Raw genomic sequence first — 17,789 nt, 5'->3', positions numbered from 1 at the left:
TGGCTACTCACAAGGGCATTTCAGTTTGTATAATCATATTAATGCCCAAAATTTAGAGAGAGCAGCTAATACCGCTGCAATGTCAAGGAAGAAGGGTAACGACAAACTATGGCGTATTTAGATAGTCAGCATACCGGGGGCATAGAATGTCGATAGGGAAACGAAGTCCGCAACGCGCATTAACGTTATATTGCGCTTTAATTTGCAGCCTGATGCCACTATTTACCGCATCGGCACCGATCACAGCAATAGACTCATCTTCAGTGTTGTCTCCGAGCCGTCAGGTGATCCCGGCGACATCAAATATGTCGGTGGCACAAAGCCGTTCACAGTTATTAGCAATATTGCCTAAAACGATTACACCTTTTTATGCGTCTGATTTGGCACTTTTATATGCTGAAAATGCGATGCAACCTATGTGGCAGGATAAAGTTGCCACCCAGCGTTTTCAGCAACAATTAGCCGAAGTGGCGCTCTCCGGTATTCAACCGCAATTTATGCAGTGGGTAAAATGGTTAAGTGATCCTGAGATGACCGGCATGGCCCGTGATATTATTTTATCGGATGCCATGCTGGGGTATTTGCACTTTATCTCAGGTGTGAATGCCAACGGCAGCGTTTGGTTGTACAGCAATGTGCCTTACAAGATGGCGATGCCACCCGCCACCGCGCTAAATCGCTGGAAGCAGGCAGTACAAGAGGGGAGTTCCGCGGCTTATCTGGCGTCATTGGCCCCTCAGCATCCTCAATACGACAAAATGCACAAAGCGCTGAAACAGATGCTGGCTGATCGGCGACCCTGGCCACAGCTGTCCAATGGCCCGAGCTTACGTCCGGGGCAGCTCAGTGATGATATTCCGGCGCTACGTCAAATTCTCGATCGAACCGGCATGTTGCACCCTGTGGCCGCGACGCCGGTAAAAGCGCCAGAGGTTATCCCTGTTGATAATCCTACGGTTGCCGCAGTCAATGACGACCTCTCTGTTGATGAAGAGAAAACCCGCGCTCAGGCCCACAGTCTGGTGGTTAGCCCATCAGCGGCACCTGTTGCTGATATTCCGGTCACCGGAGGGGCTATCACGCCGCCATCTGCACCGTTAACAACTATCGCTACACTTACCGACAATGTCTACACGCCCGAGTTAGTGGCGGCCGTCAAACGTTTTCAACTGTGGCATGGGTTGAGTGATGATGGGGTGATTGGCGCGCGCACCCGCGAGTGGTTAAATGTTTCACCACAAACGCGGGCTACCTTGCTGGCACTGAATATTCAGCGCTTACGTATTTTGCCGGGGCAGGTTGATAACGGCATCATGGTTAACATTCCAAACTATTCGCTGAATTATTATAAGAATGGTGCGGAAGTGCTCTCATCCCGAGTGATTGTTGGCCGTCCAAGCCGCAAAACACCGCTAATGAGTAGCGCGTTAAATAATGTGGTCGTTAATCCACCGTGGAACGTACCGACCTCTCTGGTACGCCAGGATATCGTGCCAAAAGCACGCTATGACGCGGGCTACTTCCAACGTCACGGTTATACCGTGCTGTCTGGGTGGAGTAATGAGGCTGAAGTCGTTGACCCATCAATGATCGATTGGAGCATGATTTCACCTAATAACTTCCCTTATCGTTTGCGTCAGGCCCCAGGTGCCAGTAATTCATTAGGGCGATTCAAATTTAATATGCCAAGCTCTGATGCTATCTATCTGCATGATACGCCGAACCATGGGCTGTTCCAGAAGGATATCCGCGCGCTAAGTTCCGGCTGTGTGAGGGTGAATAAAGCCTCTGATTTAGCCAATATGCTATTGCAAGATGCGGGTTGGAATGATGCGCGGGTCTCATCGACCCTGAAGCAGGGCGATACCACTTACGTCAACATCCGCCAACGTGTTCCGGTGCAATTGTATTACCTAACAGCATGGGTTGCTGATGATGGTAAGCCACAATTTAGAACAGATATTTACAATTATGATAAAACGGTGAGATCCGGTGCACAAATCTCACCTCAAGCTGAACTTTTGCTGCAATAAATGCAGTAAAACTCAATAACTAATGGTCTTAATATCGGGTTATCGTCGGGGGGGCCTAAACCAAGGCTCCCTTTAACCGAACATCAACGCACAGTGAATGCGGGCCGAATGCGGGTTGACTGACTTTCCGTAGGCGGTTATGGTTCGGAGCGGCACATTTAGTGCTTTCTTTTGACATTATTGCCAGGTATTAACAGAGAACATGGATAAAATTGATAATCATCGCCGCAAGTGGCTAACATTAGGCGGGGTGGCGCTGGGTATGTCGCTACTACCGGGGCAAGCATTTGCTACGCTTTCGACTCCTCGCCCACGTATCTTGACCCTGAATAATTTGAATACAGGCGAGTCCATAAAAGCAGAGTTTTTTGATGGTCGAAGCTATAACAAAGACGAACTTTCCCGCTTAAATCATCTATTCCGCGATTATCGGGCCAATAAAGTAAAAACCATCGATCCACGCCTGTTTGATCAGCTATATCGTCTACAAGGTCTTCTCGGTACAACTAAACCGGTGCAGCTTATTTCCGGTTACCGCTCCCTTGATACCAATAATGAGCTGCGTGAACGCAGTCGCGGTGTGGCTAAGCACAGTTTCCACACGCAAGGGAAAGCGATGGATTTCCATATTGAAGGTATTCAACTAAGCAATATCCGCAAAGCGGCATTAAAAATGCGCGCAGGTGGTGTAGGATATTACCCTCGCAGTAACTTTGTGCATATTGATACCGGGCCGACTAGAACCTGGTAACGCGAATTTTTATGCCAATGCATTGAACGCTGCATTGGGGGTGGAGCTTATGAAATATCAAATTATTCCAGTCACGGCCTTTAGCCAGAACTGCACCTTAATCTGGTGCGAAGCCACGGGGCAGGCTGCATTGGTCGATCCCGGCGGTGATGCAGACAAAATCATTGCTGAAGTGGCACGCCAAGGGGTCAACGTGAACCAGATTTTGCTGACCCACGGTCATCTGGACCATGTAGGGGCAGCTGCTGAGTTAGCTGCACATTTTGATATCCCTATCTATGGCCCTGAGAAAGAAGATATTTTTTGGTTGGAAGGGCTACCTGCCCAGAGCCGAATGTTTGGGCTAGATGAGTGTGAAACTTTTACCCCAACTCGTTGGCTGGAAGAGGGTGATAAAGTCACCGTCGGCGAAATAGAGTTGTCAGTCCTGCACTGCCCTGGCCATACGCCGGGGCATATTGTTTTCATTGACCAGCAAGGTCGCCTGGCGTTAGTGGGTGATGTTATCTTTAATGGCGGGGTTGGGCGCAGTGATTTTCCGCGTGGTGATCACCAGCAATTGATCAACTCCATTCGGACTAAATTGCTGCCATTGGGCGATGATATAACCTTTATCCCCGGCCATGGCCCAATGTCTACACTAGGGCATGAGCGGCAGACTAATCCATTTATACGTGAAGAACCTGCTATTTGGTGATGACAAATATTTTAGTCGCATTATAAGAGTACACAACCAAAAGGAAGGCACCATTCGGTGTCTTTTTGCATTATATTTAATAAGTGAACAATGTGCTTTGTGAGCCAATCAGCGGCTATTTATTTGTGCTGTTATCATAATAATGATATCCATTGAGCAGAGTGCTATCGCTGCGATATTGACGGGGTATAATGGCCAGATAGCGCCACTAACCAGCAGTAATTGATATTGACGCGGCATGGTTCTTACTGCCGTTTTGAGCTAGTAATATTACGAGCGCTTTTCAATGGGATCCACTATGCCATTTCGTCGTTTCAGACTGAATAAGTTCCTGTCCCGGCTTGGTTTTTCTTGCATGGTATTTTTACTGTTTCTGTTGCTAGGTGCTGTTGTGATTTATGGGCAAACCAAAGCAAATATGCATCAGGATGCAGAGACCAAACTATTACAAGGTAGGGTGCGCTTCGATCAGATATTTAATAACTTGCAACATGCGGCTATCCAAGTCGAAACCGGACTGGGAAAACCTTGCTTGCAAGTTGTACAGAACTTACGGGATCAAGTGGTCATGGTGCCAGATGTTCGCTCTGTCTCTTTTGCCAAGGGTTCGACCATTTTTTGCTCCTCAATATATGGCCCGCTTTCTGCCCCTTTTGATTTAAATGTATTTGTCGATGGGCAACTCGAGTTAATGTCGGGTAATGATGTTACACCCGACCGCGCTTTAATGGTGTACCGACAGGAACGAGGTGATTACAGTATTTTGGTTGCCGTCGATGGCTATTACCTGCGTAGTATCCTTAATCTGCTGAGTGGTGATATTCAGTTGCAACTGAGAGTGGGTAATCAGTGGATGGACGCGGCAGGTGCAGTACATGTCGGCGCGCCTCAGAAGAAGGGGGAGTTACTCTATTTGGCGTCAGATAAGTTTGCTTATTCGTTAAGCACAACACTCTCTAATCAGCAATATTTGGCCTACGTTTGGCAATATACTCAAGGTAGCCTGATATTCTTCATCTTAATGAGTATCGGATCAGCTGTACTTGTTTTTTGGTTATCGGGCCGAGCGGCATCACCCACTCAGGTATTAAAACAGGCATTAGAAAATAACGAGTTTATTCCTTACATGCAGCCCATTGTTTCGGGTAAAGAGAAATATTGGATTGGCTGTGAAGTATTAATGCGCTGGCAGCATCCTGGGCAGGGAATGATTCAACCAAATCATTTTATTCCGATGGCCGAGGATAGCGAACTGATTGTGCCAATGACTCGTTCTATTATGCAGCAGGTGAGTGCAAGATTTGCCCCTTATGTAAATCAATTACCGGAAGGTTTCCATTTTGGCTTTAATATTAGCGCCAACCATTGCCGTGATTTGAGCCTATTAGATGACTGCCGTAATTTCATTCAGGCTTTTGGCGGCAATAAAATTAATATTACGCTGGAATTAACCGAGCGCAAATTGATTGTTGCAGATGAGATGACTGACCGATTATTCGCAGAACTCCATGCTCTTGGTGTCTTTATTGCTATTGACGATTTTGGCACCGGACATTCAAGTCTGAGTTACTTGCAGAAGTTTAAAGTCGATTTCTTGAAAATAGACCAAAGTTTTGTCGGCATGATTGGCTCCGATGCGCTCTCAAGTCACATTGTGGGTAATGTTATTGATTTGGCGACCCGACTGGGGTTACAGACGATTGCCGAGGGGGTCGAAAACGACACACAGATGCGTTATTTGCAGGCTCACAATGTTGATTACCTGCAAGGCTATATGTTTGGCCGGCCGATGCCTATGAGCGAATTTGCCAAATATATGTTCCATTAAGAGCTGTTGTTTGATCTGACATATTAAGAAAAATAAAAGGGTACCTGCAAAGGCACCCTTTTACGGTCAGTGACCCGTCATAAAGCACTAATTAGAGCACAGCGACGATAGCTTCACACAGTGGAGCCATGTTGTCCGGCGTCATACCAGCAACGTTGACTCGACCAGAGTTAACCGCGTAAACAGCGAACTCATTACGCAGGCGTAGAACTTGCTCTTTGGTCAGGCCACTGAACGAGAACATGCCATTCTGGTTAATGATAAAGCTGAAATCTTGTTTCGCGCCTTTTTCCTGCAACGTATTCACAAACAACTGACGCATACGGTGGATTCGCTGGCGCATATCGGCCAGTTCTTGTTCCCAAATCGCGCGCAGTGCTGGGGTGCTCAAAATTGTGGCAACTACAGAGGCGCCATGCGCTGGTGGGTTAGAGTAGTTAGCACGGATAACCGCTTTAACCTGACTGAACGCAATATCAGCTACATCGTTGCTTGCTGCAACGACAGTGCAAGCCCCAACACGCTCGTTGTACAGGCCGAAGTTTTTTGAATAAGAGCTGCAAACAATCAACTCTTGATGTGTCGCGGCGAAAATTCGCAGGCCCTGAGCATCTTCTTCCAGCCCTTTGGCAAAGCCCTGATAAGCGAAGTCAAACAGTGGCAACCAACCTTTAGCTACTGACAGTTCAGCCAGTTGGCTCCACTGGGCTTCAGTTGGATCGATGCCGGTTGGGTTATGGCAGCAGCCATGGAACAGCACGACGTCGCCAGCCTGAGCTTCTGACAGGCTATTTAATAGCCCATCGAAATCTAGCGCATGGTTCGCTGCGTCATAATAAGCATACTCAACCACTTCCAGCCCGGCAGCAGCGAAGATATTTTTATGGTTCGGCCAGCTTGGATTACTGACCCAGACACGTTTGGCGCTGGTTTGGTGGGCGATAAAATCAGCAGCGATACGTAACCCGCCAGTCCCACCAGGGGTTTGAGCGGTACGCGCACGTTTATCGGCGATAATGGCGCTCTGGCTACCGAACAACAGTTCCTGAGTGCAACTGGCGAAAGCCGGTAGGCCACCAATATCCAGATAGTTTTTGGTAACTTCGTTTTCCAGCAAATACTGCTCAGCTTTTTTCACGCTGGTGAGCACCGGCGTTTTACCGGTTTCGTCTTTGTAGACGCCGATCCCCAGGTTGATTTTATTAGGGCGGTCATCCGCGCGGAAAATATCGGTCAGGCCCAGAATAGGGTCCGCAGGTGCAGCAGTGATTTTTTCAAACATGTCAGAGGCTTCCATGGCTTAGCGTTAAGCAAACAGAACCATCAGGGTAACGCCAGTTGCGGTCTTTGCCAACCGTTTGCGATAAAAAGAAATGAATGTTGTGAGGCGGGGGGATTCAGGGTGAAAAATCGGCACAATAGAGCCATTGACAGCGGAATATCCCTATATTTTGGCTAAGGATAGAAACAAAAAGGCAGAGCCGAAGCCCTGCCTTTTTTCAACTTATGTCAGCAGATAAACTGCCTGATTAAGTTTAACTTAGAACTGGTAAACCAAGCCAACACCAACAACGTCGTCTGTCAACAGACCGTTAGCTTCGGTGAATGCATCTTTATCCATCAAGTTGATTTTGTAATCAACATAGGTGGTCATGTTTTTGTTGAACGCGTAGTAAGTACCAACAGAAACATATTTCACCAGATCATGGTTGTCGCCAGCTGCGTCATCCAGATCCTTACCTTTAGACTGTACATAGCCTAAAGATGGACGCAGACCGAAGTCGAACTGGTACTGTGCAGTGATTTCAATGTCACGAGTCTTGTTAGCGATAGTATCATTAGCATCGCCGTATGGAGTCATGTTTTGAGTTTCAGCATACATTACAGCCAAGTATACGTTGTTTGCGTCGTATTTAGCACCAACGTTCCATGCCTGAGCTTTTTCGCCAGGAGCAGTGCTGAAACGTTTTTGTTCGTCAGTACGGTTTGAAGAAGAGAAACCAGCACCGAAGTTTACACCGTAACCGATATCATAAGTAGAGGAGATACCGAAACCGTCGCCATTCTGATCTTTCAGGTTATTAAAGGTAGTAATACCACCTGTTGTGGTAGAACCATCACGACCATCTTCGTTTTTGCCTTGATATTGCAGAGCAAAGTTCAGGCCATCAACCAGACCGAAGAAGTTGGTGTTACGATAAGTAGCCAGACCAGTAGAACGGCCAGTCATGTAGTTATCAGAGTTAGAGATGGAGTCGCCACCGAACACTGGCAGCATGTCGGTCCATGCGTTAACGTCATAGATTACGCCGTAGTTACGGCCGTAGTCCAATGAACCGAATTCAGCAAATTTCAGACCAGCAAAGCCCAGACGGGTTTTGTTGCCTTTGTCGCCTTGAGATTCAGCGTGGTTAGCCTGAACGTTGTATTCCCACTGGCCGTAACCGGTCAGTTGGCTAGTAATTTGGGTTTCACCTTTGAAGCCAAAACGAACATAAGTTTCGTCGCCGTCTTGACCTTTGTTGTCAGAGAACTGGTGACGCGCGTCAACTTTACCGTACAGGTCAAGTTTGTTGCCGTCTTTGTTGTAGATTTCTGCTGCATTAGCTGCGCCAGCTGCTAACAATGCTGGGATTACTACTGCAAGAATATTGCGCTTCATCATTATTATTACCCTCATTGGTTTTATTCGGACACCTGCCACTGCCGCCAATAATTTTTTTGGAACTATTGTTGAGAGTTTGGTGTCGTCTGTGTCTGAACGCAGTGTTCCATTCGCAGGGCTTATAATCCAGACCGAAAATGCTACCAATTACCTGAATATGTTTCAGTGGGATACTATTTGTTACTAAATGTAAATTTAAGGGAACTTTGTGACTTAGATCTAACTTTAAAAAATGACAAAAGCCAGCTGAGCTGGCTTTTATTTATACAAATAAACATTTTTTTTCGAAATGACGAACTTAGAAGCTGGCATTTCTCGGTGTGCGTGGGAATGGAATGACATCCCGAACGTTCTGAACCCCAGTTACATAGGAGATCAAACGCTCAAATCCAAGGCCAAATCCTGAATGCGGTACAGTGCCGTAGCGACGCAGATCACGATACCACCAATAATCTTCTTTATTGAGGCCCATCTCTTCCAGACGCGCATCCAACACATCTAAGCGCTCTTCACGTTGTGAACCCCCGATGATTTCACCAATTCCCGGCGCCAATACATCCATCGCCGCAACGGTTTTGCCATCTTCGTTCATACGCATATAGAAAGCTTTAATGTCTTTCGGATAGTTTTTAACCACTACCGGCGCTTTAAAGTGTTTCTCAGCCAAATAGCGTTCATGTTCAGAAGATAAATCAATGCCCCAAGAGACGTCATTCTCAAATTTTTGACCTGATGCTTTCAGGATCTCGATAGCGTCGGTGTAGTTAACCTGAGCAAAGTCAGAGGTAACAAAGCGTTGCAAGCGATCTAACGCATCTTTATCTACCCGTTCAGCGAAGAACTTCATATCATCGGCACGTTCGTTCAGTACCGCCTGGAAAACGTATTTCAACATTTTCTCGGCCAAGCCGGCGACATCATCCAGTGAGGCAAAGGCAACCTCTGGCTCTACCATCCAGAATTCAGCCAAATGACGACTGGTATTGGAGTTTTCAGCACGGAAAGTTGGGCCGAAAGTGTAAACCTTAGATAACGCACTGGCGTAGGTTTCACCATTTAGCTGGCCGGACACAGTCAGGAAGGCCTCTTTACCGAAGAAGTCCTCGCTGAAATCGACAGCACCGGTATCAGTGCGTGGCAGATTTTCCAGATCTAAGGTGGAGACACGGAACATTTCACCGGCACCTTCGGTATCTGAAGCGGTGATCAGTGGTGTAGAAACCCAGAAATAGCCATTTTCATCGAAGAAACGATGAATCGCCTGTGCCAAAGTATGGCGAACACGGGCCACTGCACCAATCAGGTTAGTCCGTGGGCGCAAGTGAGCGACTTCACGCAAATATTCGATACTGTGACGTTTTGCCGCCATCGGGTAGGTATCGGGGTCATCAACCCAACCTACCACTTTAATTGCGGTGGCTTGAATTTCAAAACTCTGTCCTTCACCTGGTGAGGCCACCACTGTCCCGGTGACTTCGACTGAACAACCGGTAGTCAGATGCAGCACTTCATCCTGATAATTAGGCAAAGTATTATTCACGACGGCCTGTAACGGGTCAAAGCAGGAACCGTCATAAACGGCAACGAAGGAGATACCCGCTTTAGAATCTCTCCGGGTACGCACCCAACCGCGTACGGTGACTTCACTGTCAACCGCAGCACGGCCTTGCAGTACGTCGACTACAGGCACTACGCTCATAGATTTCTCTCTTTAATAGTTTTGATATAGAAATAGTTAACAACCCAAGAAAATGGGGATATTGCTATGTTACTTGCGACAGTGCAGGACACAAGTAGAAATCACCAGTTTAGTGCAACATTTCTGTGCTTATTTCTGAATAGAGGCGACACAATTCAGGGCTGATTTTAACTGAGGGGGATAGAGTGGCGGAAAAATGTGCAACTCAGGCAAATAGCTGGGCGGTTTCGCGACCCAGCTATTGATCAATAAATACAAAAAAACGGTGCTCGAGGTTAACTGGCTTTCTTGACTAAAGGCAGGGCAAAGGCTTCACGTAACTCATCAACAAAAGCAGGGTCATGACAAATGGTTTTACCAGGGCTATCAGAAAGCTTAGCTACTGGTTTGTCGTTGCACTCAATTAGCTTGATAACAATATTGAGTGGCTTAACCCCGGGGATATCGCAAGTTAAACGCGTACCAATACCAAACACCAATTGAATTCGTTGGTAGAAGTGGCGGTAGAGCGATAATGCTTTTTCCAAGTCCAGATTATCTGAAAACACCAATGTTTTGCTCATTGGGTCAATACCCAGCTTCTCATAATGGGCGATCGCTTTCTCTCCCCATTCGACTGGATCACCCGAGTCATGGCGTAATCCCTGATAGCGATTGGCGAATATTTGATCGAAATCGCGTAAAAAAGCATCCATGGTAATACAGTCGGTCAATGCTACGCCGAGTTGATCGGGATACTCATCCAACCAGACTTGTAGCGCCACGCGCTGGCTGTTGGCCAGAACTGGGCTTATCTGCTGATGCGCCTGGAACCATTCATGGGCCTGAGTGCCCACTGGCGTTAATGCCAACTTGCGTGCTAAATCATAGTTGCTGGTCCCGACCAGATAAGGGAACTCCTCTTTTAAGCTACTGACGATGGCATATTGTATTTCACGCGAAAAACGGCGGCGAGAGCCAAAGTCCATTAACTTAAAGTGAGTAATATCAATATCAGCGCTAAGCAACTTAAACTGTTGCAGCTTGTTGCGCAGTTGCTGGACCGCCTGGGCGGTCGAAACATCCACAGAGCGGCGGCGATGGACAATTTCACTGATCACTGCCAGCAGCGGCACTTCCCATAAAATCGTTTCACACCATAAGCCGGCAATACGAATCTCTAACTTACCGCTGTTATCCGATACAGTGACCTGCTCGGGATTAAAGCGAAAAGTACGCAGCCAGTTCAGATAGTCAGCTTGAAAGAAGGGTAAGCCGGAGAGGTAGAGATACTCATCATCGGTCAGCGCTAATTGGCTCATTAATACTATCTGGTGGCGGATTTCGTCGGCATATTTGCCCAACAGCTCATCACCACGGCAGCGAAATTCAGCGGCAACGGTAATATAGCGATAGCGATGGAACACGGCTTGCTGCATGTGAAGCTTATATGCATCGGTATCAAGCAATGAAGTCAAAATCGGTGAGGCGTCTTGAGTCATGGCGCTATACAGCATCCTCGTAGCAACATTTCCGTAGTCGGCATAAACGATAAAGTCACGGGAGTATACCGAGATTATCCTGTTATTGAAGCTTCATCACACCATAAATGCTAATCCGAGGTCTAGGTTTAAACGTGCCATTAGCTCTGAATCGGAAATAGTAAACAGCTATATCTTTTGGCATTCCCACTCACGGATATCACCCAAGGCGGCAACGTGGGTATCCAGCGCGGGTAAAGACGCCATGAACGCCGGACAATAACTGCGCTACTGCTCACCAATTGCAAACCTATCATTGACTTGCGAACTGGCGCGAAAAATTCACAATCAGTGCCAGATTTTCCCTAATAGCACGGGTTCTCAACTAGGTTTTTCTAACAATTGTGATACATTGAAACGCTATCTGGGTCTGGGGCGAAGTCAATGGCAGTCATGTTCTTAAGCCCCACCAACTATAAATACAGACCTGATAATCATACTCACAGATGACGTCAAAAGGGTTTCTATGACACAACAGCCGCAAGCTAAATACCGTCACGATTATCGTGCGCCGGATTACACCATCACCGATATCGATCTGGACTTCGCACTGGATGCGCAAAAAACGACGGTAACGGCGGTCAGTAAAGTAAAACGTCAGGCAACCGAAGTGACACCGCTGATCTTAGATGGTGAAGATCTCACATTAATCAGTATCAGCATTGATGGGCAAGCATGGCCTCATTATCATCTGCAGGATAATTCGCTGATTATTGAGCAATTACCCGCATATTTCACACTGACAATCGTCAATGATATCCACCCGGCGACAAACAGCGCGCTTGAGGGGCTATATCTTTCCGGTGAAGCGTTATGTACCCAGTGTGAGGCCGAAGGCTTCCGGCATATTACCTACTACTTAGACCGCCCTGATGTGCTGGCCCGTTTTACAACCCGCATTGTTGCTGACAAGTCTCGCTATCCGTATCTGCTTTCTAATGGTAACCGGGTAGGGCAAGGGGAACTGGAAGATGGCCGCCATTGGGTAAAATGGGAAGACCCATTCCCAAAACCTTGTTACCTGTTTGCACTGGTTGCCGGTGATTTTGATGTCTTACGCGATAAGTTCATTACCCGTTCTGGCCGTGAAGTGGCACTGGAACTTTTTGTTGATCGGGGCAATTTAGATCGCGCAGACTGGGCGATGACCTCACTGAAGAACTCCATGAAGTGGGATGAGACCCGTTTTGGTCTGGAATATGACCTCGATATCTATATGATCGTTGCGGTTGATTTCTTCAACATGGGTGCCATGGAGAATAAAGGGTTGAATGTATTCAACTCAAAATATGTTCTGGCAAAAGCAGAAACCGCGACAGATAAAGATTATCTGAATATTGAAGCGGTTATTGGTCATGAATATTTCCATAACTGGACCGGCAACCGAGTCACTTGCCGTGATTGGTTCCAGTTAAGTTTGAAAGAAGGGTTAACAGTATTCCGTGATCAAGAGTTTAGCTCTGATTTAGGCTCACGTTCTGTTAATCGCATTGAAAATGTACGCGTCATGCGCGCAGCACAGTTCGCGGAAGACGCCAGCCCAATGGCCCATGCGATTCGCCCAGATAAAGTCATCGAGATGAACAACTTCTATACCCTAACGGTATATGAAAAAGGCTCAGAAGTGATCCGCATGATGCATACCTTACTAGGTGAACAGCAGTTCCAGGCGGGGATGCAGCTCTATTTTGAGCGCCATGATGGCAGTGCGGCGACCTGTGATGATTTCGTCCAGGCAATGGAAGATGCATCTAATGTTGATCTCTCCTTATTCCGCCGCTGGTATAGTCAATCTGGCACTCCAATACTGACGGTACGTGATGATTATGATGCAGAAAAGCAGCAGTATCATTTGCACGTTAGCCAAAAAACCTTACCAACCGCTGATCAGCCAGAAAAACTGCCATTACATATCCCACTGGATATTGAGCTATATGACAGTAAAGGCAATGTGATCGCGTTGCAAAGAGATGGCTTGCCAGTTCATCATGTGCTGAATGTGACCGAAGCTGAACAGACCTTTACCTTTGATAATGTTGAACATACACCAATCCCATCCTTGCTGCGTGAATTCTCCGCGCCAGTTAAATTGGATTATAGCTATAGCGATCAGCAGCTCACTTTCCTGATGCAGCATGCGCGCAATGAATTCTCTCGTTGGGATGCGGCGCAAAGTCTGTTGGCAACCTATATCAAGCTTAATGTTGCTAAATATCAGCAGAAACAGCCATTGACTCTGCCTGCCCACGTGGCTGATGCCTTCCGCGCAATATTACTTGATGAAAATCTTGATCCTGCGTTAGCCGCACAGATCCTGACACTGCCATCAGAAAATGAAATTGCAGAACTGTTTACCACCATTGATCCGCAGGCTATTAGTGCAGTGCATGAAGCGATTACACGTTGCTTGGCTCAAACACTGTCCGATGAGCTGCTGGCTGTTTATGTGGCGAATTTAACGCCGGTTTATCGCATTGAACACGGTGATATCGCCAAGCGGGCATTGCGCAATACTTGCCTGAGTTATCTGGCATTTGGTGACGAGGAGTTTGCTAACAAGCTGGTCTCTTCACAATATCACCAGGCCGATAATATGACTGATTCGCTGGCAGCAATGGCCGCAGCAGTTGCAGCACAGTTACCTTGCCGCGATGAGTTACTGGCCGCCTTTGATCTTCGCTGGAACCACGATGGCTTGGTGATGGATAAATGGTTTGCGCTGCAAGCGACCAGTCCGGCGGTAGATGTTCTGACTCAGGTGCGGGCTTTGCTTAAGCATCCAGCATTTAGTTTGAGCAATCCAAATCGGACTCGTTCATTGATCGGCAGTTTTGCCTCTGGCAATCCAGCAGCATTTCATGCCAGCGATGGTAGCGGCTATCAATTCCTAGTGGAGATTCTCAGTGATTTGAACACCCGTAACCCGCAGGTTGCTGCACGATTGATTGAGCCTTTGATCCGGCTGAAACGCTATGACGCAGGGCGTCAGGCTCTGATGCGTCAGGCATTGGAACAATTGAAAACGTTGGAAAACTTATCCGGTGATCTGTTCGAGAAGATAACCAAGGCGCTGGCTGCATAAACCTGGCGGTATAGTCTCTGACTAAATAAGAGGCGTAGGGTAAATAGATGGCTGACCATAATGAATCACCGGTCAGCCAGATTATCTTCCCCATTAAGGAGGGCAGTAATGCCCTCTCAGGCTGCTAACAAACCCCGATGACGCGATCTGGAACGGGAGAGGACGGGTAGAAGAGTAAAGCGTCTGCGCCAGGGATGGCGCGGCTCGAGCCTCCAGGGAGGGATTGACGGCGTCTTTACGATCTAGCTGTTCTCTCCGCAACCGGCACTTTGTCAATAACCTCAGAGGGCAGTAATGCCCCCTTTATCTCTCATTACCTGCAAATAATTAACACTTTGTTAGCAAGAAAGTGGCGCTTGCGACTCTTTGCGTGGCTTTACTTAGCAAACGTTTACTTTCCCGAAAGATGAATTTACCATTCCCTCATCTATCCGCATGTTGGAAGTCGGTCAACTAACCGCTGTGAATTGGTGTCGCCACACAAATTGAACGCCAATGGTTGTAGAACGACAGAATTAATACCTACCAACGGTTTGTCACCGGTCGCTCAGGAGATCACATGTACTATCCTCTCGTCAAAAAAGCACTCTTTCAGCTTGATCCAGAACGTGCCCATGAATTTACGTTCCGCCAGTTAAAACGTGTTACCGGTACACCGCTTGAGTTTTTGGTACGCCAGTCGGTGCCAACTAAGCCGGTAAGCTGCATGGGTCTGTCATTCAAAAACCCGTTGGGTTTGGCTGCCGGTCTGGATAAAGATGGCGAGTGTATTGATGCGCTAGGCGCAATGGGCTTTGGCTTTATCGAAGTCGGAACAGTGACACCACGACCACAGTCAGGTAATGACAAGCCAAGATTATTCAGGATCGTTGAAGCCGAAGGTTTGATCAACCGGATGGGATTTAATAATCATGGGGTTGATAACTTAATTGAAAATGTCAAAAAATCACATTTTGGCGGTATTTTAGGCATTAATATCGGCAAGAATAAAGATACGCCAGTAGAACAAGGTAAAGAAGATTACTTGATTTGTATGGATAAAATATATCCATACGCGGGATATATTGCGATTAATATTTCCTCACCTAATACACCTGGATTACGATCTTTACAGTACGGTGAGGCATTAGATGACCTATTAGCAGCAATTAAAGATAAACAAACCGAATTGCATGCACGACACAATAAGTACGTTCCGGTTGCAGTAAAGATCGCGCCGGATCTTACGGAAGAAGAATTGATCCAAATAGCTGACAGTTTAGTTCGCCATAATATAGATGGTGTTATTGCCACTAATACAACACTCGATCGCTCTCTAATACAAGGATTAGATTATTGCGAACAAGCCGGTGGTTTAAGTGGTCGACCATTACAATTACGCAGCACTGAAGTGATTCGTCGTTTATCACAAGAGTTGCAAGGGCGTCTGCCAATTATTGGTGTCGGTGGAATTGATTCAGTCACCGCCGCTCGGGAAAAAATGGCTGCCGGTGCGTCATTGATTCAAATTTATTCCGGATTTATCTTCCGTGGACCCGGTTTGATTAAGCATATCGTTACTCATATCTAATTATTTATCTTCATTACATGCCGGGGGGTTTATTTATTCCTCCGGCTCGTCTATATTTTACTCCGGTAGATAAAATATACAGCGAAAGCCTTAAATGAATTTAATCCCCCTTGATGGGTGAATACTCAGTTATTGAGTCAATGATGTGGCAGCATGGCGGGAAGGAAAAATATGCGAATTAAACCAGACGATAAATGGCGTTGGTATTTTGATACCGAACATGACCGACTGATGTTGGATTTAGCCAATGGTATGATATTTCGCTCGCGTTTCCCGTCTAAAATGCTCACCCCAGATGCTTTTGATGAATCTGCATTTTGCGTTGACGATGCAGCACTCTATTTTGAATTTGAAGATCAATGCCGCCAAATTAAGTTGAGTAATGAACAACGTTCAGAATTGGTGTTAAATGCACTGGTCGCATTTCGTTACTTAAAGCCGTTAATGCCTAAAAGCTGGTATTTTGCTCAACAGGCTAAATCATTTGCGCCGCAAAATGCTGAACTGGCCGTGGTGAAAGTATTAGATAGCGGAGAGGAGGTTCGTTTGTTAGTGGTTGAGTCAGGTGACTCCGCCAGCTTATGCTTATTAGCGCAGTCTCAGGTAGTATTAGCTGGCCGCCAGTTGGTGCTGGGTGATGCGATAAAGATAATGAACGACCGCTTATTGCCACTCGTGATTGAAGAGATTTATACCGCACCAGCTTTCAACCTTGACCGGGCGGTATAATTCTCGGCAGTTTAAAATCGATTGGCTCTATTAGAGGCTTATTTACCACTGAGTGTAATGTCGCCCTTAGGAATACAGCTACAACAAAGAATCGTTCCGTCATTGCTAATGGCACTCTGTTTTAATGGTGCAACTTCGCCATCCACTAAGGTAATTCTACAACTACCACATATCCCAGCTCGGCATGAATAGGGTATACGGATATTCTGTTGTTCCAGTTGCTCCAACAATACCTGCTGATTATTGCCATTAAAGCGGATGCCATTATATTCAATGGATACCGCTTTGGATTGATCTTGTGGTGCATTAACGCTTTCAATGATGATACCTGCGGCGTAAGGCCGTGGTGGTTTGGTTGACAGAATTTCGACTTCATCGCCGACGCGAATAATACCACTGTTTCTGGCCACCATATTCTGACCAAAATCGATATCGCCATTCTCCGCCGTTCGGAATGTCTGCAGTGTCCGCAATGGCTCGCCGGTTGGATGTTTCCGTCCACGCTCAACGCTGACTGTGGTTAATACACAGCGGCTACATGGCTTAACCAGATCAAAGGTAATATCGCCGACACGGATAACTTTCCAACTGTCCTCGGCAAATGCACTCGCACCGGTCACCACTAAATTTGGCCGAAACTGTTCCAGCTTAATACTGCCGGGGCAGCGCTGTTGCAACTCTTTAAAGGATGCTTCGTTGATCAGCAGGTAAGGGAAGCCATCGGCAAAAGAGAGTGGAACTTCTGGCATCGGTTTTACCCGGCGGGTTAATTCCGTTCCAAGCCAGCGCAATTGCACTTCACGCTGAAAATAACCACTGAGCCAGTTGTTGATATCGGCAGGGGCAATCAGCGCTGTAAAATGATTTCCCCAAACTTCAGTCGGTTCGGCATTGGCTAAAAAATCATTAAAGCGGATACTGGCACTCTCGCCATCGGGGGCGGTGAGATATAAGCCGTCCGACATTAATGCCGGTGTAAACATCACCATCTTTGGATTTTGACGCGCAGTAATAAAAGTGCCATCCGGCTCAGTAATCATGAATACGCGGTCAAAAGCCAATCCGCTGCTGCTGACTTGAGCATGAGAAAGCTGTAAACCGCGCATGGATTTGACTGGATGAACGTAGAGTCGGGAGAGGGTAATCACCATTGCCTCCGTGCGTGTATAAAATTTAGAGGGAGCAACTTTATGACAAGCTGCTGGGATTAGCTAT

Annotated in this window: 12 protein-coding genes; 7 read left to right on the top strand and 5 right to left on the bottom strand. The window is 46.8% G+C overall.

The genetic code is table 11. The features are described 5' to 3' along the window. Positions 1–146 precede the first annotated feature (146 nt). The 4 genes from ldtD to HRK25_RS18070 all read left to right on the top strand — a co-directional run bounded on the left by ldtD (position 147) and on the right by HRK25_RS18070 (position 5,309). Positions 147–2,033 (top strand): L,D-transpeptidase, encoded by a 1,887-nt coding sequence (gene ldtD, locus HRK25_RS18085; RefSeq protein ID WP_032898719.1) that lies wholly within the window; start codon positions 147–149, stop codon positions 2,031–2,033. Between the two features lie 202 nt (positions 2,034–2,235). Then, complete coding sequence (mepK, locus tag HRK25_RS18080) at positions 2,236–2,784, top strand: peptidoglycan L,D-endopeptidase MepK (protein WP_005278337.1); 549 nt, start codon at positions 2,236–2,238, stop codon at positions 2,782–2,784. A 49-nt stretch (positions 2,785–2,833) separates the two neighbouring features. Then, entirely contained in the window at positions 2,834–3,481 is a 648-nt protein-coding gene (locus tag HRK25_RS18075; RefSeq protein ID WP_005278338.1) for an MBL fold metallo-hydrolase, read from the top strand. Positions 3,482–3,779: 298 nt separating this feature from the next. Continuing rightward, positions 3,780–5,309, top strand: a complete 1,530-nt coding sequence (locus HRK25_RS18070; protein WP_032898721.1) for an EAL domain-containing protein — start codon at positions 3,780–3,782, stop codon at positions 5,307–5,309. Between the two features lie 91 nt (positions 5,310–5,400). Here the strand turns inward: HRK25_RS18070 and HRK25_RS18065 are convergent, their stop codons facing one another. The 4 genes from HRK25_RS18065 to pncB form a co-directional block, all read right to left on the bottom strand. Continuing rightward, positions 5,401–6,591 (bottom strand): amino acid aminotransferase, encoded by a 1,191-nt coding sequence (locus HRK25_RS18065; RefSeq protein ID WP_032898723.1) that lies wholly within the window; start codon positions 6,589–6,591, stop codon positions 5,401–5,403. 258 nt (positions 6,592–6,849) lie between these two features. After that, positions 6,850–7,971, bottom strand: coding sequence for a porin OmpF (ompF, locus tag HRK25_RS18060; protein ID WP_161598536.1), 1,122 nt, complete (start codon positions 7,969–7,971; stop codon positions 6,850–6,852). Between the two features lie 301 nt (positions 7,972–8,272). Further along, a complete protein-coding gene (asnS, locus tag HRK25_RS18055; RefSeq protein WP_004873772.1) occupies positions 8,273–9,673 on the bottom strand; it encodes an asparagine--tRNA ligase in 1,401 nt (466 codons plus the stop codon). A 275-nt stretch (positions 9,674–9,948) separates the two neighbouring features. Next, the gene (gene pncB / locus HRK25_RS18050; RefSeq protein ID WP_032898724.1) at positions 9,949–11,154 is read right to left on the bottom strand and encodes a nicotinate phosphoribosyltransferase; all 1,206 of its coding nucleotides are present in this window, start codon (positions 11,152–11,154) and stop codon (positions 9,949–9,951) included. A gap of 505 nt (positions 11,155–11,659) precedes the next feature. Here pncB and pepN point away from each other — a divergent pair. The 3 genes from pepN to HRK25_RS18035 all read left to right on the top strand — a co-directional run bounded on the left by pepN (position 11,660) and on the right by HRK25_RS18035 (position 16,574). Continuing rightward, on the top strand, positions 11,660–14,275 hold the full coding sequence (gene pepN / locus HRK25_RS18045; RefSeq protein WP_005278370.1) for an aminopeptidase N: 2,616 nt from the start codon (positions 11,660–11,662) through the stop codon (positions 14,273–14,275). A 559-nt stretch (positions 14,276–14,834) separates the two neighbouring features. Beyond that, complete coding sequence (gene pyrD, locus HRK25_RS18040) at positions 14,835–15,845, top strand: quinone-dependent dihydroorotate dehydrogenase (protein ID WP_005278758.1); 1,011 nt, start codon at positions 14,835–14,837, stop codon at positions 15,843–15,845. Between the two features lie 171 nt (positions 15,846–16,016). Further along, complete coding sequence (locus HRK25_RS18035) at positions 16,017–16,574, top strand: cell division protein ZapC (RefSeq protein WP_032898811.1); 558 nt, start codon at positions 16,017–16,019, stop codon at positions 16,572–16,574. 38 nt (positions 16,575–16,612) lie between these two features. Here the strand turns inward: HRK25_RS18035 and HRK25_RS18030 are convergent, their stop codons facing one another. Then, positions 16,613–17,725: a YcbX family protein gene (locus tag HRK25_RS18030; RefSeq protein ID WP_005278766.1), complete on the bottom strand. Its 1,113-nt coding sequence runs from the start codon at positions 17,723–17,725 to the stop codon at positions 16,613–16,615. Between the last annotated feature and the right edge of the window lie 64 nt (positions 17,726–17,789).

Source organism: Yersinia bercovieri ATCC 43970, assembly GCF_013282745.1.
Lineage (GTDB): Bacteria > Pseudomonadota > Gammaproteobacteria > Enterobacterales > Enterobacteriaceae > Yersinia > Yersinia bercovieri.
The sequence above is the reverse complement of the archived record's forward strand: the minus strand, read 5'-3'. Positions and strand labels throughout refer to the sequence as shown.